This window comes from Gilliamella sp. B2887, from assembly GCF_026537015.1.
Taxonomy (GTDB): Bacteria; Pseudomonadota; Gammaproteobacteria; order Enterobacterales; family Orbaceae; genus Gilliamella.
This window is the reverse complement of record NZ_JAFNMX010000002.1, coordinates 1-24,110: the sequence shown is the minus strand read 5'-3', so window position 1 is coordinate 24,110 and position 24,110 is coordinate 1. Positions and strand designations below refer to the sequence as shown.

The 24,110-nt window shown below is 30.8% G+C and carries 23 protein-coding genes; 21 read left to right on the top strand and 2 right to left on the bottom strand.

Annotation, left to right across the window (positions count from 1 at the left end):
* The first annotated feature begins 129 nt into the window (after window positions 1-129).
* From J3U13_RS01955 to J3U13_RS01920, 8 genes are all read left to right on the top strand, one after another.
* Entirely contained in the window at window positions 130-474 is a 345-nt protein-coding gene (locus J3U13_RS01955) for an antiterminator Q family protein (protein ID WP_267339780.1), read from the top strand.
* A gap of 2,302 nt (window positions 475-2,776) precedes the next feature.
* Window positions 2,777-3,082, top strand: coding sequence for a phage holin family protein (locus J3U13_RS01950; protein ID WP_267339778.1), 306 nt, complete (start codon window positions 2,777-2,779; stop codon window positions 3,080-3,082).
* Between the two features lie 237 nt (window positions 3,083-3,319).
* On the top strand, window positions 3,320-3,760 hold the full coding sequence (locus J3U13_RS01945; RefSeq protein ID WP_267339777.1) for a lysozyme: 441 nt from the start codon (window positions 3,320-3,322) through the stop codon (window positions 3,758-3,760).
* A gap of 16 nt (window positions 3,761-3,776) precedes the next feature.
* On the top strand, window positions 3,777-4,124 hold the full coding sequence (locus tag J3U13_RS01940) for a hypothetical protein (protein WP_267339776.1): 348 nt from the start codon (window positions 3,777-3,779) through the stop codon (window positions 4,122-4,124).
* Between the two features lie 571 nt (window positions 4,125-4,695).
* The gene (locus J3U13_RS01935) at window positions 4,696-5,535 is read left to right on the top strand and encodes a hypothetical protein (protein ID WP_267339775.1); all 840 of its coding nucleotides are present in this window, start codon (window positions 4,696-4,698) and stop codon (window positions 5,533-5,535) included.
* 683 nt (window positions 5,536-6,218) lie between these two features.
* The gene (locus tag J3U13_RS01930; RefSeq protein ID WP_267339773.1) at window positions 6,219-6,557 is read left to right on the top strand and encodes a hypothetical protein; all 339 of its coding nucleotides are present in this window, start codon (window positions 6,219-6,221) and stop codon (window positions 6,555-6,557) included.
* A gap of 215 nt (window positions 6,558-6,772) precedes the next feature.
* Window positions 6,773-8,152 (top strand): sialate O-acetylesterase, encoded by a 1,380-nt coding sequence (locus tag J3U13_RS01925; RefSeq protein WP_267339771.1) that lies wholly within the window; start codon window positions 6,773-6,775, stop codon window positions 8,150-8,152.
* Between the two features lie 91 nt (window positions 8,153-8,243).
* The gene (locus J3U13_RS01920; RefSeq protein WP_267339769.1) at window positions 8,244-9,089 is read left to right on the top strand and encodes a hypothetical protein; all 846 of its coding nucleotides are present in this window, start codon (window positions 8,244-8,246) and stop codon (window positions 9,087-9,089) included.
* Window positions 9,090-10,041: 952 nt separating this feature from the next.
* Here J3U13_RS01920 and J3U13_RS01915 read toward each other — a convergent pair.
* Window positions 10,042-11,109, bottom strand: coding sequence for a flavin-containing monooxygenase (locus tag J3U13_RS01915; protein WP_267339767.1), 1,068 nt, complete (start codon window positions 11,107-11,109; stop codon window positions 10,042-10,044).
* A gap of 307 nt (window positions 11,110-11,416) precedes the next feature.
* On the opposite strand from J3U13_RS01915, the gene J3U13_RS01910 reads away from it, so the two are divergent.
* The 12 genes from J3U13_RS01910 to J3U13_RS01855 all read left to right on the top strand — a co-directional run bounded on the left by J3U13_RS01910 (window position 11,417) and on the right by J3U13_RS01855 (window position 22,473).
* Entirely contained in the window at window positions 11,417-12,595 is a 1,179-nt protein-coding gene (locus J3U13_RS01910) for a hypothetical protein (RefSeq protein WP_267339765.1), read from the top strand.
* Window positions 12,596-12,627: 32 nt separating this feature from the next.
* Window positions 12,628-12,987: an iron-sulfur cluster assembly scaffold protein gene (locus J3U13_RS01905; RefSeq protein ID WP_267339764.1), complete on the top strand. Its 360-nt coding sequence runs from the start codon at window positions 12,628-12,630 to the stop codon at window positions 12,985-12,987.
* A complete protein-coding gene (locus J3U13_RS01900) occupies window positions 12,987-14,162 on the top strand; it encodes a cysteine desulfurase family protein (RefSeq protein ID WP_267339763.1) in 1,176 nt (391 codons plus the stop codon). The genes J3U13_RS01905 and J3U13_RS01900 overlap by 1 nt, the downstream gene beginning before the upstream one ends.
* A gap of 32 nt (window positions 14,163-14,194) precedes the next feature.
* Window positions 14,195-14,428, top strand: coding sequence for an acyl carrier protein (locus tag J3U13_RS01895; protein WP_267339761.1), 234 nt, complete (start codon window positions 14,195-14,197; stop codon window positions 14,426-14,428).
* A gap of 15 nt (window positions 14,429-14,443) precedes the next feature.
* Window positions 14,444-15,709, top strand: a complete 1,266-nt coding sequence (locus tag J3U13_RS01890; RefSeq protein ID WP_267339759.1) for a beta-ketoacyl-[acyl-carrier-protein] synthase family protein — start codon at window positions 14,444-14,446, stop codon at window positions 15,707-15,709.
* Window positions 15,699-16,499 carry a MaoC/PaaZ C-terminal domain-containing protein gene (locus J3U13_RS01885; RefSeq protein ID WP_267339757.1) on the top strand — a complete coding sequence of 267 codons (801 nt, stop codon included), beginning with the start codon at window positions 15,699-15,701 and terminating at the stop codon, window positions 16,497-16,499. The genes J3U13_RS01890 and J3U13_RS01885 overlap by 11 nt, the downstream gene beginning before the upstream one ends.
* Before the next feature lie 21 nt (window positions 16,500-16,520).
* Window positions 16,521-17,264 carry a 3-oxoacyl-ACP reductase family protein gene (locus J3U13_RS01880; protein WP_267339756.1) on the top strand — a complete coding sequence of 248 codons (744 nt, stop codon included), beginning with the start codon at window positions 16,521-16,523 and terminating at the stop codon, window positions 17,262-17,264.
* Between the two features lie 68 nt (window positions 17,265-17,332).
* Window positions 17,333-18,505 (top strand): efflux RND transporter periplasmic adaptor subunit, encoded by a 1,173-nt coding sequence (locus tag J3U13_RS01875; RefSeq protein WP_267339755.1) that lies wholly within the window; start codon window positions 17,333-17,335, stop codon window positions 18,503-18,505.
* An 8-nt stretch (window positions 18,506-18,513) separates the two neighbouring features.
* Window positions 18,514-20,046 (top strand): DHA2 family efflux MFS transporter permease subunit, encoded by a 1,533-nt coding sequence (locus J3U13_RS01870; RefSeq protein WP_267339754.1) that lies wholly within the window; start codon window positions 18,514-18,516, stop codon window positions 20,044-20,046.
* Window positions 20,047-20,860: 814 nt separating this feature from the next.
* Window positions 20,861-21,679, top strand: coding sequence for a helix-turn-helix domain-containing protein (locus J3U13_RS01865; protein ID WP_267339752.1), 819 nt, complete (start codon window positions 20,861-20,863; stop codon window positions 21,677-21,679).
* A 242-nt stretch (window positions 21,680-21,921) separates the two neighbouring features.
* On the top strand, window positions 21,922-22,125 hold the full coding sequence (locus J3U13_RS01860) for a hypothetical protein (RefSeq protein WP_267339750.1): 204 nt from the start codon (window positions 21,922-21,924) through the stop codon (window positions 22,123-22,125).
* A 9-nt stretch (window positions 22,126-22,134) separates the two neighbouring features.
* Complete coding sequence (locus J3U13_RS01855) at window positions 22,135-22,473, top strand: hypothetical protein (RefSeq protein WP_267339748.1); 339 nt, start codon at window positions 22,135-22,137, stop codon at window positions 22,471-22,473.
* Window positions 22,474-22,543: 70 nt separating this feature from the next.
* On the opposite strand, the gene J3U13_RS01850 is transcribed toward J3U13_RS01855, so the two are convergent.
* A complete protein-coding gene (locus J3U13_RS01850) occupies window positions 22,544-22,957 on the bottom strand; it encodes a hypothetical protein (RefSeq protein WP_267339746.1) in 414 nt (137 codons plus the stop codon).
* A gap of 831 nt (window positions 22,958-23,788) precedes the next feature.
* Here J3U13_RS01850 and J3U13_RS01845 point away from each other — a divergent pair.
* On the top strand, window positions 23,789-24,110 hold a 322-nt coding region (locus J3U13_RS01845), incomplete at its 3' end, for a hypothetical protein (RefSeq protein WP_267339745.1).

Below are 24,110 nucleotides of genomic sequence, written 5' to 3'. Positions count from 1 at the left end.
TCTATACGGTATTTTTTGGATATAAAGCAAATTAAATCTTATAAGAAAAATAAATATAAAACCTATAAATAATTAAATAAAAGTATTCTATAAATAATTAAATTAAAGCATTAATGGTGAGAGGTAACAATGAAAGAGACCAAAGAAATTTTAACCGCATGGAAAAATACTCGCGTACTTAAACGTATCGGAACTGAATATCCATCAAAATCAGCAGTTATTACTGGCGCTGCAAGAGATTTTGATTATCGTCAATACTTGACAGAGGAAGAAGCGGAAATCGTTGATAGCGCTATTTTAAATCTAAAAGAATATAATCTAGCGCATTGGACAGTTTTAATGACTTACTATACAAAAAATGTTTCATGTAATGCACAAGCTAAAGTTATTGGTAAACGTCCTCACGATATTATTAATATACTCAATCAAGCAGAAAGTTTTATTGGGGGGTACATTTATCCTTTTTTCAGATAAGTTAGATCAGATGCAGACTATTGCGCTATTTTATAAAATTTAAACGAAACCCAGCTAAAACTAGCTGGGTTTTTTTGTATTCGGATAAATTAAAATTATCGTCAAGTTTAAACGAAGTAAACGCATTAATAGACAATATTAATTTTGAATGTAAAGGTTCATATCTTCGAATAATGGTGTTTTAAAGACTTATTATTTGAAACTGCTTCATAGAATAAGTAAAAATTTTCTCATGGTTTTATTAAAACACTTTATCAAGCAGTGGGTTTAATTGATGATCACGGTTGATTTTCAAAAGATAAATCATATTAGACGCTTGACATTGCGCAAATGAGCAAATATAATTGCCCCATAATGCAATTTATTATGCATATGAACGAAACCCAGCTAAAACTAGCTGGGTTTTTTTGTATTCGGATAAATTGAAATTATCGTCAAGTTTAAACGAAGTAAACGCATTAATAGACAATGTTAATTTTGAATGTAAAGGTTCATATCTTCGGATAATGGTGTTTTAAAGACTTATTATTTGAAACTGCTTCATAGAATAAGTAAAAATTTTCTCATGGTTTTATTAAAACACTTTATCAGGCAGTGGGTTAATTGATGATCACGGTTGATTTTCAAAAGATAAATCATATTAGACGCTTGACATTGCGCAAATGAGCAAATATAATTGCTCCATAATGCAATTTATTATGCATATGAACGAAACCCAGCTAAAACTAGCTGGGTTTTTTTGTATTCGGATAAATTGAAATTATCGTCAAGTTTAAACGAAGTAAACGCATTAATAGACAATATTAATTTTGAATGTAAAGGTTCATATCTTCGGATAATGGTGTTTTAAAGACTTATTATTTGAAACTGCTTCATAGAATAAGTAAAATTTTCTCATGGTTTTATTAAAACACTTTATCAGGCAGTGGGTTAATTGATGATCACGGTTGATTTTCAACAGATAAATCATATTAGACGCTTGACATTGCGCAAATGAGCAAATATAATTGCCCCATAATACAATTTATTATGCATATGAACGAAACCCAGCTAAAACTAGCTGGGTTTTTTTATATTCGGATAAATTGAAATTATCGTCAAGTTTAAACGAAGTAAACGCATTAATAGACAATATTAATTTTGAATGTAAAGGTTCATATCTTCGGATAATGGTGTTTTAAAGACTTATTATTTGAAACTGCTTCATAGAATAAGTAAAAATTTTCTCATGGTTTTATTAAAACACTTTATCAGGCAGTGGGTTAATTGATGATCACGGTTGATTTTCAACAGATAAATCATATTAGACGCTTGACATTGCGCAAATGAGCAAATATAATTGCTCCATAATGCAATTTATTATGCATATGAACGAAACCCAGCTAAAACTAGCTGGGTTTTTTTATATTCGGATAAATTGAAATTATCGTTAATCTTTAACAAAGAAATAGGGAGGGTAACAATAGATAATGTTATTTTGAATGTAAAAGTTCATAACTTTGAGCAATGACGATTTAATGGTTTGTTATATTAAAAATATTGCATGTGAAGTGTAGTCCAAACTATCGGTAAAGACTCTCATGAGGTTATTAATATACTTAATTAAGCTTAATAGTATGTTGCAGCATTTATCTTTTTATAGATAAATCATATTAATCTCTTGACATTGCGCAAATTAGCATACATTATTACTCTATAATGTGATTTATTACGTATACATAAAGCTCAGCTAATCAGCTGGGCTTTTTTGTTTTTAAAACTTATAGTTTTAGGTTGCTATAGAGTTGGCGTTGGTTAATATATTAAAAATAGCACTCTGTATTTATTTACTATTTTTATTGCAATTAATATTATATCAATTTTATTGATATTTTTTACAACAATACCTTCTAAATATTGATACTCATTGACATAACATCTATTTTTAGAATTTTGAATCTTTCAAATCGCTAAAGCCAAGAACAGTGATTCTAAATTTATATTTATTAATCTAGCATTCTATCAAAAATAAAATGACGAATCAATATTCAAATAACTTACTAATGAAAAATAACTGAGTCGCCAAATCATTTAACTAAGAAATCATTAACGTTAATGAAAATATAGAATGGTAATGATTGATAAAACCTTTATCAAATTATAAATACTAAATTCTATTAGTCAAGAAATATTACTCATATATTGCATCATGAAACGTTAAGCAACAACATATGAATTTAAGAATTTAGTTTTTATATTAATGTAATCTTAATTTATATTCTTTTAACAATCTAACTTTAAATACGTAAAAGGGTCACATAATATGCCAATAAAAGATCCAGACAACATAAATTGGACCGTTGTCGTATATTTATATTTTATCACTTTTTTAGGTTCATTAGCCAGTTATTGTTACCACTTACTCAATGGTAGTAAATTCTTTTTATGGACACTTATTGCACAAATTTTTATATCAATTTTTTCTGGTGCTTTGGTCATCTTTATTGCAAGTTATTGTAATTGGGCTTTTGAAATAGCTGGAGGTGTTGCCGGTTTAGCTGGTTGGTCAGGTGCAAATTTAATTAAAGTTCTTGAAGAAAGATTGATAAAACAAATTGATAATAAATAATACATTGCTAATTAAAATATTACACTAATACAAATAAAGACTGAAATAGATCTGAATAAAGTTTATATCTAGGATTATTAAAAAATGGTTTTTTATCATTACTTAAACAGTCAATTTAAATCATTAGTATTTTTTAATATGAGCTAATCTAAAAGTTATTAATTTCCATTCATTATCAAAATAAACATCTTATTTAACAAATAATTCAATAAATTATAGAAGCATAAGGGAAAACACATGAATATTAGTCAAAAAGGAATCGATCTGATAAAAAGCTTTGAAGGTCTAAAATTAAATGCATATAAATGTCCAGCAGGAGTATGGACTATTGGTTATGGTCATACAAAAAATGTAAAAGAAAAAGACATAATCAGTAATTCGCAGGCTGATTGTTTTTTAGTACAAGATCTTTATTTTATAGAGCAATCGATTAATCAATTGATAAAAGTCGAACTAAGTCAAAATCAATATGATGCGTTGTGTTCTTTTGTCTTTAATGTAGGAGTTTTAGCATTTACTCAATCGACATTGTTGGCAAAATTGAATGTAGGTAATTATATCGGCGCTTCAAATGAGTTCGAACGTTGGAATAAAATTACAGTTGATGGCATTAAACAGTCTTCAACTGGCTTGACAAATCGCAGGAAAGCAGAAAAGAACCTATTTAATAAAGAATGATTGATGGTGGGAAAAAATGAATAAATTTGTTGGTATGTTTATCTTTCTTTGGTTAATGCTACTTTATTTGTATATTGGTGAAGTTCGTACATCAAAGGAACGACAAGCTCAAGTACAAGAATTAACCAATAAACTTTTTCAACTTGAGCAAAAAAATATAATTGATAACCAAATTATTGCAAATAATGAAATGACAAAACGGAAACTTGAAAATCAATCATTACAAATGCAGGAAAAACTCGATGATTTACTTAAAAATAACAATTGCGCTAATGAGTATATTCCTAATGATATTGCTAACAGGTTGTACCAAAGAGCGAAAGGTATACGTCAATCAACCGATATCAGAAAGTCTATTAACTGATTGTCTGCCAGTATTACCGCCTAAATTATTAACGTTTGCTGATAGCATTAAATATAACGAACATTTATTAAATGTTATTGAAAAATGCAATCAAGATAAGCAAGCCATCAGAGCTCTAAACAAGTCTGTTTACTGAAATAAATACTTATTCTATCGCTATTGCATTGATTATTCATGAAATTAGTATTTTTCTGTGATGGCATAATTATGTCTAATACAAATAAATATTATTACTATTTCAACATTCTTTACTAAGCAAATTGACCTGATTAATCAATGTAAATCCTTATCACTTCAAAACCAAAATAAAAGCTGAAAACTCACATTTTGGGTAAAAATCTATATAAATTCTTTTTTATTAATAAAAAAGAGACGAGTAACGAAATGTTCAATACAACATCGTTATCTACCCTATCGATAGAGCTGACTGACTTTAAACCAGTAGTGAGCTATTTCGATTATTACCTTGAGTAATAACATTAGTAAAAACCTTGCGGATTAAACTTTTATTTAAAGTTAAACGCAAATTTCTTTTTAATTTAATTTAAATAATAAAAAATGGAGAATTTTTATGTCAAATTTACAAGACTTACTTCAAAACAGTAATTTAATTTCAATCGCTGACATTGAAAAAATGATTAGCTTAGAAGCACTTAACATTTATAAGAAATACATTGAAAAAACTGGCGATTTTAGTAATCAGCGAGAAGCTCGTCCACACAATGTAGCTCTAGCATTGTTTATTAATAAATTAGTCCAAGAAGAGTTACATCGCAAATGTACTGGCTTATTTTATTTAGCATCACCTCACAATAACTTTGAGCATGTTAAGTATAGTGTAATCGGCAATAATGTTATAGATCGATATTCAGATTTTCCAACAGTTCGTTATGATGGAACAAAAATCGAAAGCCGTGCAGATCTTTATGATCATCAAGTCATTGATGGTTCAAAAGGCAATGATTTATGCTTGGTGTTTATGATGTCTCAACCTTCTACTTATGGATTTGATTGGGGTGGAGAAGACGAAGTAAACCACGTACATGCATTTTCTTCTGCCGGTAATGCAGATTACTTCGAAAATTCTATCTTTAAATGGAATAATGGTTCTAAACACGCTGCTGTATCAAAATCTGAAGATCCACAAGATCCTGTAGGTGTTTATGTAATTCATGTTGATGGAAATTCATTAGATTACCGTCATCGTGCTGTTAATTTAACAAAATATGTTCCGCGTTCATGTGCTAAATTCTGCCCATCTTTATTAAATTATAATACTATCAAAAATCCAGGTAATGGTACAATGAAGATGTATGCTACATTTAGTAGTGGTATGGAAGGAGAAGGTTTAACTCCATCTGAAGTTACTAAAATTCAACAAATTTTTACTGAATTCGAAGCATTTCTATAATCGTTTAGTTCATTTTAAAATTAAAAACCCACAATTATTGTGGGTTTTTCTTGCGGATGAATGATTAAAAAATAAATTCAGCTCTTAAATTCATTGAAAATTGGGAAATAACTTTTCATATACTGTTTAATGCTAAATAAATAGTAGAGTGAAAAAATTTATTTTTTATTATGCGGGACAAACTCTTGAGTACGTTCCCAGATAGGGTACAACCGCTTATCTATCATATTTTTAAATGATGAATAGTAGAAATGATTGTTAAATATTTTAAGCAGTTATTACGAATTTTTTAAAAGTACAATTCAACCCTCAAGTGAGCAAAATTTGAATAAATGCGCTCGCATCAATATTTAATAGCTAAACATTAAATGAATTATAGTATTACTTGTTTCAAACTCGGTGTGCTTTATAGATAAGTTATATTTAATAAAAATGGAAGTTTAAAATAATTTTTCGCGTTTTAGCAAATCAAATTTGGCCAATCAAAAAATCCTAGCTTTTTTCAATTTTAAATTAGAAGTATTTATATTGTCTTAAAAAAATAATTTATCTACATCAGATCACTATAGACTTCATATTTTCAAAGAAATAGAACAATAAAATTTTGTATGGTGGAAGATAGTATCTTCTTTTTTGTGAAAAGTAATATCAAATCTAATTTAATTATTTAGCTGTATTTTTATATGAATAACAAAGGTGAAAATAATATGACAAATTCAAATGAAACATTGAACGATATATCGGATCAAACAAACACGCTTCCACAAAATTTTAATGATGTAAACCAGGATGATGGAAGCTATATTGGTAATAATGGTAGGACTTTAAAAATTGACAATAACGGTAAATTCTTTTCTATCAATAAAGATCCCTCGGCATTTACGAGTACCAAAAAAAATGGTTTTTCAATTATTGATAGTTTAGGTAATGTTGTTTTTAAAATCGATGAAAACGGATTTTCAGAATTTAAAATCAATCGCCAATTTGCTCTCAAATTGAGAGTGATTTTAAATCAATTATAACAACATAGATCATCAACATCGATGTCTAAAAAATAACTTAAAAATGTTAAAAGCAAATCATATGGTTGTATCTGCTATTCATTTTAGGTTTTTTAAACTGAAATTAAATAAAAGTAAAACAGGTTTATTTAGTTACTTGTTTGTTATAACAAACCTTGTTTAATTTGATAACTGTATTTTGCTTTTTATATAATAATTAAGGACAAATAGCAATTATGGTAAATTTAAACGATTCATTGGATGATTTATTGGATCCTGAAAAGTCAATTCCAGAAAATTTTTCATTCAATAATACTCAAAAAAATGGTTTTACTATTGCTGATGAGCAAGGCAATGTCTCTTTCAAAATTGATGAAGAGGGTAATTCAGAATTTAATATTGATAAACAATTTGCTGCCAAATTAAAAACATTAATCTATCCACCTGATTCAGGGCTTGCTGATATTAATCATATCGTTACTTATGGTCAATCATTAGGTGAAGGATCGACTGCACATCCTATCCTTTCTGGAACGCCATTTTCTCAATACGCCAAAATGTTTAATCATGGTATTCGAACTCGTTATGCTAGAGATCATAAATATCAAACATTGGTAAATCACATTGAATGGCAAAACGATGATAATTATGAGTCACCATCTGCTGGTACTGCCGAGATGTTTATTCGAGAAATTAAACTTCATAATTTTAAAAATAAAGTGATTCTATCTTCCAATTGTTCTGAGGGAGGTCAGCCAATATCTAATTTGTCCAAAGGTAGTTCTAACTATCAAAACATTCTCAATGATGTTCAAAATGGTAAACGAATTGCAGCTCAACAAGGTAAATCGTACCGATTACTTGCAATAACCTACACTCAAGGTGAAGCAAATTATAACTTTGGCATCGATTATTATAGAACTGCTCTTAGAAAATTACGGTCTGATTTAATTGAGGACATTGAAAAGATCACGGGCGATGACTATTCTGATTTGCCATTTATTACTTACCAAGTATCTTCTTCTTATCTATCTCAAACAGGTGTTCCATATTGTCCTGATGTTGCTCTAGCACAATTAGAATTAGCGCTTGAAAAAGGTAGTGGATTTTATCTAGCTACACCAATATATCAGTTACAATATCTAGACAGGTGGCACATAGATGGATACAGTTCTAAATTATTAGGTGCCTATTATGGTTATGTTTTGAATAAAGTCATGTCAGGTGAAGATTGGCAGCCATTGCATCCAATTTCCCACACCATAAATGGTAATGTATTGAATCTGACATTTAACAAAATGGGTTTGATATTTGATAGCCCAGAAAAATTACCAAATCATAACAAAATTCAAAACAAAGGTTTTTCTATAAAAAACTCTGCAGGTATAGATATTATTGAGAATGTTCAAATGCTTAACAATAGTAATAGTTGTAATACGCTTAAGATCACATGTAAAGAAAGCCCTGCTAATCTTATAATCAATTATGGTTTTTCAGATACTGACGGAAGAAATGCGGGTCAATTACGCGATAATAATAACGTATCTATTTATATAGGAGGCAATAATTACTATTTACATAATTGGTGTACCATTTTTCAATATCATTTAGGTTAATAACAAAATAAATTTATTACGATTCAATAATTAAAATTAAAGATGATGAGTTAAACAGTCTTTTAATAAACAAAAATTAACGGAGATTTTTATGTCAGGTGTAGCAATTAAAGTTCCAAATGTCAATTGGAGTAAAAATAATTTAGGCACTGTTGATTATGGCAGTGATAAGAACGATCAACCATTGGACACAGTAAGTGATAAAGCCTATGCAATTTATGACAATTACATCACTAAATCACAGAGACGAGATAATCAGTGCTTACTATTACTCATTGATGATTTAGTGAAAGCAGGATTAGATCAAAAGTGTAAAGGATTATTCTATTTTGCATCAAAACATCAAAATATGGAAAATATTAAGTATAGCGTGATAGGGAATAATTATTTAAATTGTCAAAGTGGGGAACCAAATATATTAAATGATGGGATTGAATCTGAATCTTCTGCAATTTATAATTTATACGATAACAATTTCTATTATCCAAATGGTGCTGATTCAAATTTATGTCTGGTTTTCATGATGTCTAAAGGCTCGACATCCGGTTTTGAATGGGGGGCAGAACAAAATTCTGGCCATCCACATGTACTCTCTACTGCAGGAAATGAACAACATCTTAACGGTATCATATTTCAATGGTGCTTTAAAGAAAATGCAATTAAAAAAGAAGAAGATAATCAATCTACTGATGGTGTATATGTTATTCATATAAATAGAAATTCATTAGTATATAAACATAAAGCACGTACTATCAGTAAAAGATTCAATAGACAATCAACGGATACTTTTCGTCCTCGTTTGATGGCTTATCAAACACTTAATAATCATTCCACAGGCGCTATGAAAATGTATGCGGCATTCAGTCGTGGGGATTTAACTGCTGATGATGTAAACAAAATTCATGAAATTTTTACAAAATATGAACGTTTACTGTAAAAGGTAAATTAATATTTTTTAATAAAAGTCCATACTTGATATGGACTTTTTTATTACTTAGTTCTCTTTTATGGATAGGCCTATTAAAAAGCCTTGCCATTTTTCCACTTCCCACTTCCCACTTCCCACTTCCCACTTCCCACTTCCCACTTCCCACTCCCACTTCTGACTTCCTTTCAAATATAACGGACTTTAATTTTAAAAAAGATAACAATGTAAATAGGAAAAATACAGTTTTATGGCTATAAATTTGTCTTTATCTTTTCAAAGTTTATAAGACAATCTTCATTAGAAAGTTATTCATTCTTCTATTCAAATTTATTTTATAAACCATTTTCTACATAAAGAATGATTCCTATTTCCATTTCTTTTAATACTAGTATACTCAACCGTATAATTATGCATTAAGTTCTATTATTAAAAATTTTTTCATATCGCTATCGTCCTTTGTATTTAAAATATCAAAACCAAAATCAGTTTGGTGATATCCAAATTAATTAATCTTTATAATAATTATTTAAATATAAATATCAAAAGTTATTAATGTCATTTTTAACGACTCCAAAATACTGGCATTATGTCAGGCTAAGATCGATTTATTTTAATTAAAAAAATATTGAATTTATTTCGATGAAAAAGGTTTTTGCAATATATATAGATTTGTCTATTTTAATTACACTAAATTTAGTGTTCATCACAATTTTAATACGTGATATCATATCTGTTATTTTTAATTCAATTAATGTGAGTCGCTAATCAAATAAAAGAGACTTTATATTAAAATAATTTTGATGAAAAAGCCCTTAGAAGTTAAGAATGAACGCAATCAAATAAAATTTTACTCTATCTTCGTCAGGGCTAGTTTGTGGAAGGATAACACGCAAAAATGAAAAATCAAAAAAAATTAAATCGTTATAAGCCTAATTACATGGATAGAAGTTTTACACATGAATCATTTATTATGTAGAGCTATTTCAATAAAATTAGCTACGCGTTTAGCATCATTAACACACCCACAAATTAGTTCAGATGCACGACAACTGAGCCATTTTTTCCCAACTACAAATAAATCAGGATAAGATGTTTTACCTCCTAAATCATGACCGATTAGGCAGATGAAACCTGCGGAATCAACAGTATTAGGAATAGTTAACCAGTTTGTCTCTTCTGCATATCCAAGGCTCCAGATAATAACATCTGGTTGGCATTTTTCTCCACTATCAGATATCAATGTTTTATTATCTACACTGATAAGCTTAGAATAGAATTGTACTCCCATTTTGCGTAAAACTTTATTTACAATATCATTACAAGGAATAAATCCTCTTCTCATCAGCCAACGCCCCATAATGCTTCTTGTATCAGCATCTAAAATAGACAATTTTTTTAATATAGTTAATGTATTTACACCAAACAGTTCCTTTGGAAAAAATGGACGAGGCGCACCGCAAAATAAAGTGACATTATGTGTTTTTGCTAATTCTTTAGCAATTTGACGACCACCGGAACCATCACCAATGATCGCAATTTTTTTTTCTTTCAATTGATCTGGATTTTGATATTGATCTATGGTGATTTGCTTAATCTCAGGCGAAATACATTTAGCTATTTCAGGAACGTCAACCTTTTGATTTGCACCCGTTGCATTGACCAAACATTTTGCATGAAATATTTCGCCATCTTGCGTTTTTATGGAATAAATATTTTCATTATACTCTACTGAACACACATTTTTATTCAATAAAACATTTAATTTATTATGTTGAGCATAAAGTTCTAAGTAGTCAGCTATCTCATTCTTATCAGGATATCCTTTAGGGTCTCCCTTTAGCACTAAACCCGGTAACTGGCTTATTATTCTTGGCGTAAATAATTTCATACTATCGGGTCGTCTTCGCCAAACATCCCCTATCCGTTTATCTCTTTCTAGTATAATAACAGAGATTTTTTTTTGACTCAGGAATGATGCTAGGCTTAATCCAGCTTGACCTGCACCAACTATCAAACAATCGTAAATCATCAGTTTTCTCTTCCTATTCCTAGTTAATATATCGTGTAAATAGTATATTAATTCGAAAGTTACTGACTTGAATAAACTGACTGTTTTGTTTATTTGAAGCTATTTTCAATACAACCAAAAGTAACAAAACATGCAGAATTAGCCTGTTATTAGATTTAATAAAACATTCAGCGATTTTTTTGCAACTTACAAATTTAGCTAATTTATTCAAGACAATATTATTTAATAATTTATAAAATCTTAACTCTTATTTAACGAAATATTAACAAAAAAGGTAAATTCATTTAATAAAGGGAGAAGTTAAATTATGCAAAATATAGCGAGTTTATATTCAGAAATAAAGATGAGTGGATTTGATCCATTAAGGCTTTTAATTGCTGATGTCGATAAATTATATAAATTATCGGAATCAGAACAAAAAGAACTTAAATTATGCTTGATTAAAGATACCGTCACGCATCATTTTGAGAACAACCCCTATTATAAAAAAATTTGTGAAGAACAGAACTTTACTCCATCTAATATAAAAGTATTTGAAGACTTGACAAAAATTCCATTGATCCCAGTATCGGTGTTTAAGTCGGGCGATAATTATAAATTATTAAGTAAGCCACTTCAAGAAATTGAACATGAAATGCGCTCAACTGGTACTAGTGGTATCCCAAGTGTTTATAGACGTTGCCATGATACCATGACTAACACTGCTTTTGCTGTGGTATCTAATTACCGTTCTATGTTTCAAATATCGACAGGAGCTGGATTATTTTTATGTCCATCACCAGAAGATGTACCCGAAATGGCGATGGTGAAAATTTTTAATTTTCTAACAGGTTTATTGGATACTAGATATTATGCACTAGGTGATAACTATGAGTTTGATGCTAAAAAATCAATAGAAGCGTTAATGAATTGGGAAAATAAATTTTCTCGACATATCATTGGTCCTCCATTTTTAATCAATCGTTTTATCACTTATCTAAAAACTAACAATATTAAGTTGAAATTAGATTCACAGAGTTTAGTCATAATGATGGGAGGTTGGAAAAGATTCACTGGTGAAATGATTTCCAGAAAAGAACTCAATCAAGATATTGAAACTTGGTTAGGAATCCCTAGTTCAAATGTTCGAGATATGTATGGTATGGTAGAAGCCAATTTTATGGCCATTGAAGATGAATTCAACCATAAGCATGTCCCCCCATATATTCATTTTTCCGTTAGAGATCCTAATGACTTATCGAAAGAAGTACCAGATGGAGAAGTTGGACAACTTGCTATTTTTGATCCCCTTTCTCTTTCCGTACCGGCAATGATTCAAACTGAAGATTTAGTATTTATTCGTAACGATGAAACAAAATCTTGGCGCAATTCTCAACGTATTGAATTTGTAAGTCGTACTCCAACAGCAAAAGAGTTTGGTTGCTGTGCTGTTACTTTGGAAAAAAACATGAATAAAAATGATGTTTGTGAGAATGCAAAAAATTAAATTCATGCTGTACAAATCAATCAGGAGACAACATGTTCAATAAAATCATTACAGATAATTTTTGTGATCCAAAATATCAAGGAAAGATGACGGAGTCCGGAATTAAATTAGCGCTTTCAAATCCGGTTTGCGGGGATAAGGTTGATATTTTTATTAACTACAATAAAGAAGAAGATAAGATTGAAAAAGCTCGTTTTCAAGCATGGGGATGTACAACATCCCTAGCTATGTCTAATATCTTTTGCAAATATGTTGAAAATAATCCTTTGTCTCAAGTCAGAAAAATTTCAGACAGTGAAATAGGAGAATTATTAGGAGTTCTTGAACCATCCCAACAACATTGTGTAGAAATGCTAATAAGCTTATTTAAGCAAATTAAGGAAAAGGTGTAATGAACTTATATTTTGATCACAATGCAACTACTCCTTTGAGTAATGCAGTAAAAAAAAAGATGCAAGATGCGATGGAGTATTATGCAAATCCATCTAGTCATTATTTACTTAATAAAATACCCCAAGAAATTTTGCAAAATACTCATCAGGAATGTGCAAAGTTGCTAGATACTCAATCAGATAGGATTGTTATAACATCAGGAGGAACAGAAAGTAATAATTTTGCATTAAAAAGCATCTTATCACAATATTCAGAATCGGATTTAACTTCAATTCATGTGATTAGTACTAGCATAGAGCATCCCTCTATTCTTGAAGTTTTATACTTTTTTGAAAAAAAGGGAATGCAGCTAACCTTAGTACAGCCTTCCAAAGAAGGAATAATCAGTTTTATTGATATTGAGAAAACAATCCAACCGAATACAAAGTTAATTTCAATGATGGCTATTAATAATGAAACAGGTGCTATTCAAGATTACGAAAAAGTTTCTCATTTAGCGTATGAGAAAGGGATTTTGTTTCATGTTGATGCTGTCCAAGCAGTGGGAAAAATTAAAATACCATTAAGTAAATTACCTGGAATTTCTACATTATCTTTTTCAGGGCATAAATTTAATGGTCCTAAAGGAATCGGTGGATTGTTTATTTCGAAAAATCTTTCCTTAACGCCTTTACTACATGGTGGAGGGCAAGAAAAAGGATTACGTAGTGGAACTGAAAATACGATTGGCTTAGCTGGTTTGGGTATGGCTGCCAAAGAGGCAGAAAGTCAGTTAGATTTGAGAAATGAACATTATCGTAAATTGCGAAAGGCTCTTTTAGAAAAATTAAATTTATTGTCTGTTCAATATGTGATTAATGGAAATAACAATTTGAAATCTCAGGCAGCTTGGACATTGAATATTAGTTTTGATGGTATTCGAGCCGAATCTTTGGCCAGCAGGCTAAGTTTATTGCACGGTATATCTTTATCTTTAGGATCTGCTTGTAGCAATAATAAAAAAAACCATCGTTCTTATGTTCTTTCAGCAATGGGACTCTCTAATGAACAAATTGATAGTGCGGTTCGCATCAGTTTTGGTCATGACACAACTTTGCAGGAAATCGATATATTAGCAAACGCAATTCATATAGAAGTTTGTTACTTACTTTCTTTATCTGGAAAAAATAATTGAAGTTTATCAAGTTAATAAAAAAGGAAAATAGTATGGAATTATTTAATTTTATTGTTACGCAAATTACTGAATTAACGGATTTTGATCCAGAAATGATTACTAGAGATACACTTTTAACAGAGTTAGACCTTGTGAGTTTAGATTATGTATCAATTGAAGTTGCACTAAAGAAAAAATATGGTGTGTCCGTTAATATGGCCGAATTAGGACAAAAACAAATCAGTACAGTTGGTGAATTTATTGACTACTTGTCACAATCTTTATAATTTTAAGGAACTAACATGGAGAATAAAAATTCTAAACAACGTGTAGTTGTTACCGGTTATGGGGCTGTTACTTCCTTAGGCCAAAATGTAGCTCAAATTTGGGATGCTATCATAGATTATAAAATTGGATACTCTAAATATGAATATGAAGATAAATCTATTACAGCCAAGTTTTTCGGTAAAATTCCATTTGAATTAGATTTATCTCCATTTTCCAAAAAAGTTTTAAAAAATGCACCGCGTTTTTGTCGTTTAGGTCTGATTGCTGCTGATGAAGCGTTGAAAATGGCTTTTGGGAACGATTTAAGTGAACTGGACAAGCATTATTCACCTTTTAAACGCGGTGTCATTTTTGGAACGGGTTGGGGCGGTTCTGATGAACTGGCTTCGAATTGCCTTTCTTATAATTCAGAAGGTTTTGCTTCACCGCTAACTAATATCCAATCGATGCATAATGTTGGTTCTGCAATGATATCAATGAACTGGAATTTACGTGGTTATCAAAATACTCCAGTTTCAGCCTGTGCCACAGGAGGTATTGCAATTGGTGATGCAGTAGAAATAATTAGAAGTGGGCGAGCAGATATGATAATAGCTGGAGGTGGGGAAAGTTTAAATAATGCTCTAAATGTCTGGAGCATTGATATTCTCAATGCCTTAAGTAAAGAACAGGAAAATCGTGAAAATGCCTGTTGCCCATTTGATAAAAAGCGAAACGGTTTTGTATTATCCGAAGGAGCAGCCATACTTTGCCTGGAAAAATATGAAACAGCGTTAGCAAGAGGGGCAGTCATTTTAGCTGAAGTCACCGGCTATGGTAATTGCTCAGATGCTTATGATGTAACAACTCCAGCTCCTGATTGTGGTGGTCGATATCATGCTGTAAAAAATGCGCTAAAACAAGCTGATATAGAGTTAGTTGATTATATAAATGCACATGGTACTTCAACGCAATTAAATGATCTCAATGAAACAAATATGTTAAAGAGTGTCTTTGGTGAAAAAGCGTATTCAGTGCCAATATCAAGTACTAAATCTTATACTGGTCACCTTATCGCTGCGGCAGGTGCGTTAGAGTCAATCCTAAGTATAAAATCAATTGAAACTAATATGATTCCAGCGACTATTAATCTAAATAATCCGGACCCAGATTGTGATTTGGATTATGTACCGAACAAACATCGTCAGGTAAAAAGTATTCAATCTGTTTTAAATGTCAATTATGGATTCGGAGGTTCAAACAGTGCTTTGATTTTTGAAAGGTATAACAATGAAATTTAAATTTAACAAAAATTCCCTAAAGGAATGGGCTAATTTTTCAAGTGATTATAACCCAATTCATTTTGAAGAACTAAAAGCAAGACAAATAGGGTTAGACAATCTAGCTGTTCATGGCATGCTTGCTATGCTTCCTCTGAAACAGCACACAACATCTTTATTTATGAAGCAGCAACAAGAAGGGTACGTTTGGTATTCTTCTTTGCGAGCTCCTTTGGATGTTGATAAAGAGTATCAACTTTCATTAAAAAATACGGACAGTAAGCTCTCATTTGCATTACAAGATATAAATTTAACAAAAAAATATTTTATTGGTCGTGTTCAAAAAAATAGGTTTGAAAAAACGATGCAAAATTATGATTTTTCAGAGACTCAAAAATTTAATATTTCGTTTGCATTAATGAAGCAAAAGCTACAAGAATTTCAAACAATTTTTCCTCGTATTTCTTTATTATGGATATACTTTGATGCACTTATTTTTTCTCTTTTTATATCCAAACATGCAACTCCTTTATGTACCGGAAAATTTAAAAGCTTTATGGAAGGGCAAGAACAGTTTATTGGTGATAAAGTTATGTTTTTACACACAAATCATCAGGTTTTTGTAAGTCCGCATATAAGCCATCAAAATTTAGAAAAGTTGCCCAAAACTGTGGAGTATGACGTGATAATCAATGAAACAACATTTCATGAAGAATCATTATTAATTAGCTTTGTTATCCCTGTTTGGATTATGAATGAAATATCGTTAATTATAACAATGAATATTATGGGCATAAAAACGAATAGTTAAATTAAAATAGAGAGATTAAATATGGAAAATTCTAATAAATGGGTTTTTATTTCGGGTGGTTCTAGAGGCATTGGTGCTGAAATTGTATCTGAACTGGCTGAATCTGGATATAACGTTGTATTCACTTATAAAAATAGTAGGGAAAATGCAATTGCATTATGTGATTCTTTAATTTCACAAGGAAAGCAATGCACGGCTTTTCAATGCGATGTTTCGATACAGGAAGAAGTGAATGAATTAGCAGATAAATGTATTTCATTATTTGGTGCTCCTTATGCAATAATTAACAATGCAGGTATAGTGAAAGATAGTTTGTTTATAAATATGGATCAAAAAGCATGGTTAGAAGTAATGAATAATAATGTTTTATCTAGTTATTTGATAAATAATGCTTTTTTACCTCATATGATTAGTCAAGGAAATGGTTGTATTCTCTTTATTAGTTCAGTAACGGCTTTTAAAGGAAATATTGGCCAAGTAAATTATGCAGCTTCAAAAGCTGCAATGATTGGTATGACTCATTCTTTAGCTGTTGAATTAGGACGTTTCAATATTAGGGTTAATGCAATAGCGCCAGGTTTAATTGAAACGGATATGAGTAAAGCATTGCCAAATAGTGCATACAATAAAATGCTCAAACAAATTCCGTTAGCTCGGGTAGGTTCCACTAAAGAAGTAGCAATGTCAGCAAGTTTTTTACTGGGCCCAGGTGGCAGTTATATTACAGGTCAAACTTTAATTATTGATGGTGGAATGTCCGCATAATTATAAGGACATTTTATCAAATTATCAAAAAGAATGACTTTGATTAAGAATGTAGAAGGGAGGATCTAATGATAAAAAAAATTGATGACCAATCGTCTAATAAGACGTCCAGACGAAAGAAAAAGTTGATAATTTTATCAATAATTTTCTTAAGTATTGGGCTAGGATATTATATCTTTTGGAGTCTATTTTATCAATTTGTTCAATCTACAGACAATGCGTATGTCATGGGAAATCAAATTCCCATTCACGCACAAATAAGTGGAGGTATATCTTCCATTTATGTTGACGATAATGATTTGGTAATGGAAAAAGATGTTATTGCTCAATTAGAATCAATTGATGCTGAAAATAATTTTGGTTATGCAAAAAATGAATTGGCAAAAGTAATAAGAGAAACTCAACAAATAAAATTAACTACGGAAAAACTATTATCCAGTATTCAGTTAAAACAAGTGACATTAGATAGATTAGAAAAAGATTTAGTACGAAGAGAAAATCTTTGGTCACGTCATGTTATTTCACAAGAAGAAATAGATCATGCTAGGCAAGATGTCTCACTAGCTTTAAATGACTTGAATATTTCCAAGCAAGAATTAAAAATTAATAATGCTTTATTAATGCAAAATTCATTATTAGAACATCCAAATATTCAAAAAGCTATTTTTAAACTTAAGGAAGCATGGCTTAACTTAAAACGAATAAAAATTGTTTCTCCTGTAACAGGGTATGTATCAAAACGTCAGGTCCAAATTGGAGCACAGGTAAATAAAGGGGAGCGATTATTTGTTATTGTTCCTCTTGATCAAGTCTGGGTAGAAGCTAACTTTAAGGAAGTTCAATTAAAACGTATTCGAATAGGTCAAAAAGTCACATTAACAAGTGATTATTATGGAAGTGATATTAAATTTGATGGAATCATTTCTGGTATTGCTATGGGAACAGGCAGTGTCTTTTCATTATTACCTGCACAAAATGCAACAGGAAATTGGATTAAGGTAATTCAACGTTTACCGGTTCGCATCGAATTAAATAAAGAACAGATTAAAAAGCACCCATTACGGTTAGGATTATCTATGGAAGTGAAAGTTGATACCAGTGATATCAGTGGAAAATTACTTACAGATGTTTCACCTAAAGAAGTTAAGTATCAAACAGATGTACTTTCTTATGATTCTGAAGAATTTGAACAGTTGATACGAGAAATCATGCAAACTAACTTAATATTATCTAACCAGTGAGATATGATATGTCACAATTACCTCTATCAGGAATGAAATTAATAGGGTTTATTGTTGTTCTGGCAACAGTGGCTTTTTTACAAATTTTAGACTTGACTATAGCCAATGTAGCCCTTTCCACTGTCGCAGGAAACTTAGGTGCATCAACTAGTCAAGCAACATGGGTAATTACATCATTTGCTGTTGCTAATGCTATTTCAATTCCTTTATCTGGTTGGCTAGCTAAGCGTTTTGGAGAAGTAAAATTATTTTCGTTTTCAATTTTATTCTTTATTATAGCTTCTTGGCTATGTGGCATTTCGAATAGTCTTGAAACGTTAATCATTTCACGAATATTTCAAGGTGCCGTTTCTGGACCTATTGTCCCTCTTTCACAAAGTATTTTATTAGCTAATTCTCCAAATTCAAAAAAAAATATGTCATTAGCAATATGGTCAATGACAATTATTATTGCTCCTGTGTGTGGACCTATTTTAGGTGGATGGATAAGTGATAATTTTTATTGGGGCTGGATTTTTTTACTAAATGTCCCTATTGGTTTGATAGCCTGGATAAGCATTAAAATAATATTAAAAGGAAGAGAAACAGAGTATAAAAAATCCCAAATTGATACTATCGGGCTTGTTTTATTAGTAGTAGGTATTGGGAGCTTACAGCTTGTTCTTGATAGAGGTAAAGAACTTGATTGGTTTGATTCATCTGAAATTGTTCTCTTTTCTGTAATAGCTTTCACCACAATTTCTTTTTTTATTCTATGGGAAATAACATCAGATAACCCTATTGTTGATTTAACTCTATTTAAGTCAAGAAATTTTACAGTAGGAACAATTTGCATCAGTCTAGCATTTTTATTGCACATTGGAACATTGGTGATACAGCCTCAACTTCTACAAAGAGTTTTCAGTTATACTGCGACGTGGGCGGGACTGGCCCTAGCTCCTATCGGCTTAATTCCTATACTTCTCTCTCCAATAATAGGTCATTTTGTTCCTTCTATCGATATGAGAAAATTTGTAACCGTGAGCTTTGTTGTTTTTGCTTGTTGCTTTTTTTGGCGAGCTTATTCGTTTGAGCCGAACATGAGTTTTTCAAGTTTTGCATGGCCTCAATTTGTTCAAGGATTCGCAATAGCATGTTTTGTTATGCCTCTAAATATAATTATTCTAACAGATATACCGCCTCATAAATTGGCAGCAGCAGGAAGTTTATTCAATTTTTTTAGAACGCTTGCTACTTCTGTAGGTACTTCTTTAACAAACTCAATATGGGAGCAGCGCGAAGCAATTCATCATAGCCAATTGACTGATCTAATCTATCAAAATACGTATGCTCTAGATTACACATATCAACAATTGCAACAACAAGGTTTGTCTGAAAATCAGGTCTCAGCAAAGTTAGCGCAAAGCATCACTAATCAGGGGCTATTAATTGCATCAAACGAAATTTTTTGGTTATATGGAATTATTTTTTTACTATTAATCATAGTTATTTGGTTTGCAAAATCAACCATTACCTCTAAGAACAGTAGTGGAGTAGATTAATGATCATTTAAACAAATATATATGGTATGACAAGAGGTATAAGATTTTGAGCTATAGAAATCAATATACAAAACGTTATTAATCAGTGTATCAACTTATAGTGTGCTTATTCTTTTTTCTGTGTTTGCATCAACACAGAAAATATTTTCATATGAAATAGGCATTTTAATATAACTAAGGCATCATAAAATTGCTTTAACACAAAACGCCAAAGTGACGTAGTAAATTATATCTATCGTCATGTTTTTATGTGGAATAAATTTTTAAGATTGTTCGGTTTACATTCTTTTCTTTTGGTAGACATTACTTTATCTATATCAACTTCATTGCTTGGCTATTATTTATATATTTTATAATAGTCTCCGATACAATATGATTGGTATAAAATATTGAGCTAGGAATATTTTTAGGTCATGCATTGGTCCCATTATCATTTATTATCTTCATAATATTTTCCATTAAGCAAACACTTCTCTTAAGTTTTGGCAGGATATATTCGACTAATCTTAAATTCAATATTTACTTAGTAAAGAAATCGTTAAGATTTTTTTGGTGGTACAGGTAAATGAACAAGGCATTTATACTGACTTTTCAATTGAAAAATGACAAAAAGATTGAGAAATTTTATGTGATTTTTTAATGAAATTTATAGTTGTAGGATGAAAGCAGCTAAAAAGATATTTCTGTAGTTCTTTCTTAACTTTATGAATTATTTATGTTACCCTGATTGTGAAAATTTGAGGTGTTTACTATAACCTAAATTTAAAAATATTTAGTAATAATCATTTAATGAAATAACCAAAGGTAATATATCATGTCAAACAATGATTCATTAGTTAAAGTATATAATCAAAATTTTTCAACATTACATTTTCTTTACAATATAACAACAGATTGGCATCGTCATCCTTGTATTCAATTGACTATATCATTGCATAATGTCTTTTTAGAGTTAGAAACATCGGATACAAAACAAAATGTATTTGGATTTATTATTCAAGCGAATATTCGTCATAAATTAAATGCATCAAATATATGCTGTATTAATTTATTAATAGAACCGGAAGAGCCTCTTTATCATTTATTATACCATTTTACCGAAGCTAATCCTGTTTATTTTCTAAGTAGTAGCGAAGCTTTAAAATTAGCTTATTACTTAATTAAATCAATCACACTTAATCAAAATTTTGATATAGGACATATTTGTAAGTTATTGTGTGAAGATTCACCAAATTGTGAGTGTGATACAGATAACAGAATTAATAAAGCGGTTTCAATCATTTCATCATTGCCCGTAAAACAAATATCTTCACGGGAAGTAGCTGATCAAATATTTCTTTCCGAAAGCCGTTTCCTTCATCTATTTCGTGCTAAATTAGGTGTTAATTTTAGAGGTTATCTTTTATGGAAAAAATTACAGGGTGTAATGAATACTATTGATTCTCCAACCACTTTGACAACATTAGCGAGTAATATGGGGTTTTCTGATTCTGCTCATCTCAGTAGAACATGCTTATCCAGTTTTGGTTTAAGACCTTCCGATCTTAAAAGAGCCTTAATCATTGATAACAAATATGAAATGTGTGGAAAACATTACTGTTTGTACAGTGTATTCCAAGCATTACATACTTAAAAATTATTTGTTTAAGGAGATCTTTCCCAATTGCATATCCATAGCCAATCTGTTGCCAGTGTTTGAAAACTGTTTCATATCATTAAATAAGTGACAAGATAAAAACTCCTCTCTTACTTCACGTCCACAACTCTCCTTAAATATCTCTTAAGTTTTTCATCACGACTTGGCAACTGAGTACAACTTTTTTAGTCCTAGACTTAATAACTAAAGCTGATTCTTTTTTTGGTGGTCTTGCAGAAATGCAATATTCTAATAATAAAAAAATGACAATGTTCAGCAAAGCGGCAGCGATATCCCAAGCGATTATTAACACCTATCAATCTCCAACAGCAGCTTATGCATCGATGGCTGGTATTGCTTATGTTGGTCCTGCATTTGGCGCGGCGGCTGCGGCTGCGATTGCCGCAGGTATAGCAAATGTTCAACAAATTAGATCGCAATAAGTAGGATTTATGAATGGGGGATATACAGGCAATATAGGGATAAGCGAGATTGCAGGAGTAGTACATGGCAGGGAATTTGTTATGGATGCTGCCTCAACATCAAGAATTGGTGTAGGTTCTCTACAACTATTGCAGCGCGGCGATGCAACCATTCAGCAACCAAGTTATTCCCCAGCCTCACAACAAACTGAAGTTATTAACTCTCAGCCTGTGATCAATATTGCTCTAGTTGATAGTGATGAAAAAGCACGTGAATGGTTATCAGGTCGTGGCGGTGAACAGATAGTGCTTAATCAATTGAGGAATAACAGAGAGGAAGTAAGTAGTATAGTTCGAGGGGTTGCCTAATAAAGTTAATTGGTAACTGCTGTTTTTTATCCGTAGATCCGTAAAACCCCTCCCTTAGGGAGGGGGGATGTCAATCTAGTTCAGGTTCTAGTTTGTCAATAATAATATCATTTTTAAAAGTTACTGCTATATTCCTACTTTGTGGAAATTCGCCTCTAAATTTGCCTATATAGAACATTTTATATCCTGTATATGCACCGTAACCATTTTTAGCATTTACACCAACTGGGACTATATAAAAATAGTCGTTGCTTAATTTGTTAAATGCTCTGACTGGTTTGTACATTTTATAATGAGCTGAATATGGGTCTTTTAACTGTGATGATATAAACTCAATTGCAACATCACGATAATTGCTTGGTAAAGCGTCATAATTATATGAATCAGCTACAGATAAATCTAAATCATATTTTTTTTGAGGGATTGAGCACCCAGTTAAAACAAACGCAAACGCAAAAGCCAAAATGGCAATTATTCCTTTCATCTTCCTATCACCCCTTATATTGTAAATTATGAAAAAAATATTAATAGAGCAGCCATTATCTGATTATAGCGAAACTTACGCATGGTTAACCGATGTTATTGAATCGCTAAATAGAAAAGAAAACAGGCTACAAATCAGGATTTTACCAAGAGTTACAGCTGATATAAAGTTATATATCAACCAGAATAGGCGCCTTGAGTATTTTGACCACTTAAAAAATGGTGTTGATAATGTATGACAGATCCCTAATTTTGTTGGTGCTGTCTACCTTGGTGCGATTAATGAAGGTGACAGAATTGAAAAAATATATTTATATCAATCAGCATGCGAACAATTACTTATTTATCAAAACGGTAGATTAAATGAATTGGTGACATGGCATACGGATGTTGATAATAGCATTATTTTAAATTCAATAATAAATTATCGCCAAACAATTTTACTTTTGTTTTTAATGATGACAATGATGGCAATGATGATGGAATTGCATCGAAAACAAGTGAAGTAAAGTACAGATATAGCGAAGCTTACGCGGTAAAATTAAATGATGTTTATATTTCAAATGTTAAACTACACACTGCGGGTTATGGCTGTAATCTCTCTTACCAAGCCGAGTATATCGATGAAATAGATTATCAGCCCGATGACGTAAAAACATATATTGGATATGAAGTTATTTATAATAATTACACAACAAGAGAAATAAGCTCCAACCAAGATATCGACCTAATTGATTATGAAACTGGTGTAATCACATGGCTTAAAAAATGGGACAAGACTACGTCAGCGCGTAGCCTTGTTTTCTATCTTGAAAATCTTTCACAGATCACCGTGTTTAAAAAATTAATTTACTGTCTGTGCGGAAGATTTAAACCTTTTTGGTTATGCGATGAAACCAGTGCTTTAATCGTATCTTTCAACCGAGAGAATGTTATTTATTGTAAATATAATAACCATATCCAAATAAGCCATTCAGCCATCGAACACCTTGCAATATTTTTAGACGATAAGGTTATTTATACAAAAATAGTCGGTCATAAAATTAATGACAGGAATATTGAATTAACATTAAAAGAGCCAATTATTGGTCGGGTCAAGAAGATTGCTTACTTAATTAAATATCGTCTAGATGCTGATTCAATCACTATTGAAT

Bases quoted from the DNA above. Each gene is read 5' to 3' on its own strand.
- J3U13_RS01855 (WP_267339748.1), top strand. From the start codon at position 22,135: ATGAATGGGGGATATACAGGCAATATAGGGATAAGCGAGATTGCAGGA.
- J3U13_RS01935 (WP_267339775.1), top strand. From the start codon at position 4,696: ATGTCAAATTTACAAGACTTACTTCAAAACAGTAATTTAATTTCAATC.
- J3U13_RS01900 (WP_267339763.1), top strand. From the start codon at position 12,987: ATGAACTTATATTTTGATCACAATGCAACTACTCCTTTGAGTAATGCA.
- J3U13_RS01865 (WP_267339752.1), top strand. From the start codon at position 20,861: ATGTCAAACAATGATTCATTAGTTAAAGTATATAATCAAAATTTTTCA.
- J3U13_RS01925 (WP_267339771.1), top strand. From the start codon at position 6,773: ATGGTAAATTTAAACGATTCATTGGATGATTTATTGGATCCTGAAAAG.
- J3U13_RS01870 (WP_267339754.1), top strand. From the start codon at position 18,514: ATGTCACAATTACCTCTATCAGGAATGAAATTAATAGGGTTTATTGTT.
- J3U13_RS01860 (WP_267339750.1), top strand. From the start codon at position 21,922: ATGCAATATTCTAATAATAAAAAAATGACAATGTTCAGCAAAGCGGCA.
- J3U13_RS01875 (WP_267339755.1), top strand. From the start codon at position 17,333: ATGATAAAAAAAATTGATGACCAATCGTCTAATAAGACGTCCAGACGA.
- J3U13_RS01895 (WP_267339761.1), top strand. From the start codon at position 14,195: ATGGAATTATTTAATTTTATTGTTACGCAAATTACTGAATTAACGGAT.
- J3U13_RS01850 (WP_267339746.1), bottom strand. From the start codon at position 22,957: ATGAAAGGAATAATTGCCATTTTGGCTTTTGCGTTTGCGTTTGTTTTA.
- J3U13_RS01885 (WP_267339757.1), top strand. From the start codon at position 15,699: ATGAAATTTAAATTTAACAAAAATTCCCTAAAGGAATGGGCTAATTTT.
- J3U13_RS01915 (WP_267339767.1), bottom strand. From the start codon at position 11,109: ATGATTTACGATTGTTTGATAGTTGGTGCAGGTCAAGCTGGATTAAGC.
- J3U13_RS01940 (WP_267339776.1), top strand. From the start codon at position 3,777: ATGAATAAATTTGTTGGTATGTTTATCTTTCTTTGGTTAATGCTACTT.
- J3U13_RS01930 (WP_267339773.1), top strand. From the start codon at position 6,219: ATGAATAACAAAGGTGAAAATAATATGACAAATTCAAATGAAACATTG.
- J3U13_RS01910 (WP_267339765.1), top strand. From the start codon at position 11,417: ATGCAAAATATAGCGAGTTTATATTCAGAAATAAAGATGAGTGGATTT.
- J3U13_RS01880 (WP_267339756.1), top strand. From the start codon at position 16,521: ATGGAAAATTCTAATAAATGGGTTTTTATTTCGGGTGGTTCTAGAGGC.
- J3U13_RS01905 (WP_267339764.1), top strand. From the start codon at position 12,628: ATGTTCAATAAAATCATTACAGATAATTTTTGTGATCCAAAATATCAA.
- J3U13_RS01950 (WP_267339778.1), top strand. From the start codon at position 2,777: ATGCCAATAAAAGATCCAGACAACATAAATTGGACCGTTGTCGTATAT.
- J3U13_RS01890 (WP_267339759.1), top strand. From the start codon at position 14,444: ATGGAGAATAAAAATTCTAAACAACGTGTAGTTGTTACCGGTTATGGG.
- J3U13_RS01920 (WP_267339769.1), top strand. From the start codon at position 8,244: ATGTCAGGTGTAGCAATTAAAGTTCCAAATGTCAATTGGAGTAAAAAT.
- J3U13_RS01945 (WP_267339777.1), top strand. From the start codon at position 3,320: ATGAATATTAGTCAAAAAGGAATCGATCTGATAAAAAGCTTTGAAGGT.
- J3U13_RS01955 (WP_267339780.1), top strand. From the start codon at position 130: ATGAAAGAGACCAAAGAAATTTTAACCGCATGGAAAAATACTCGCGTA.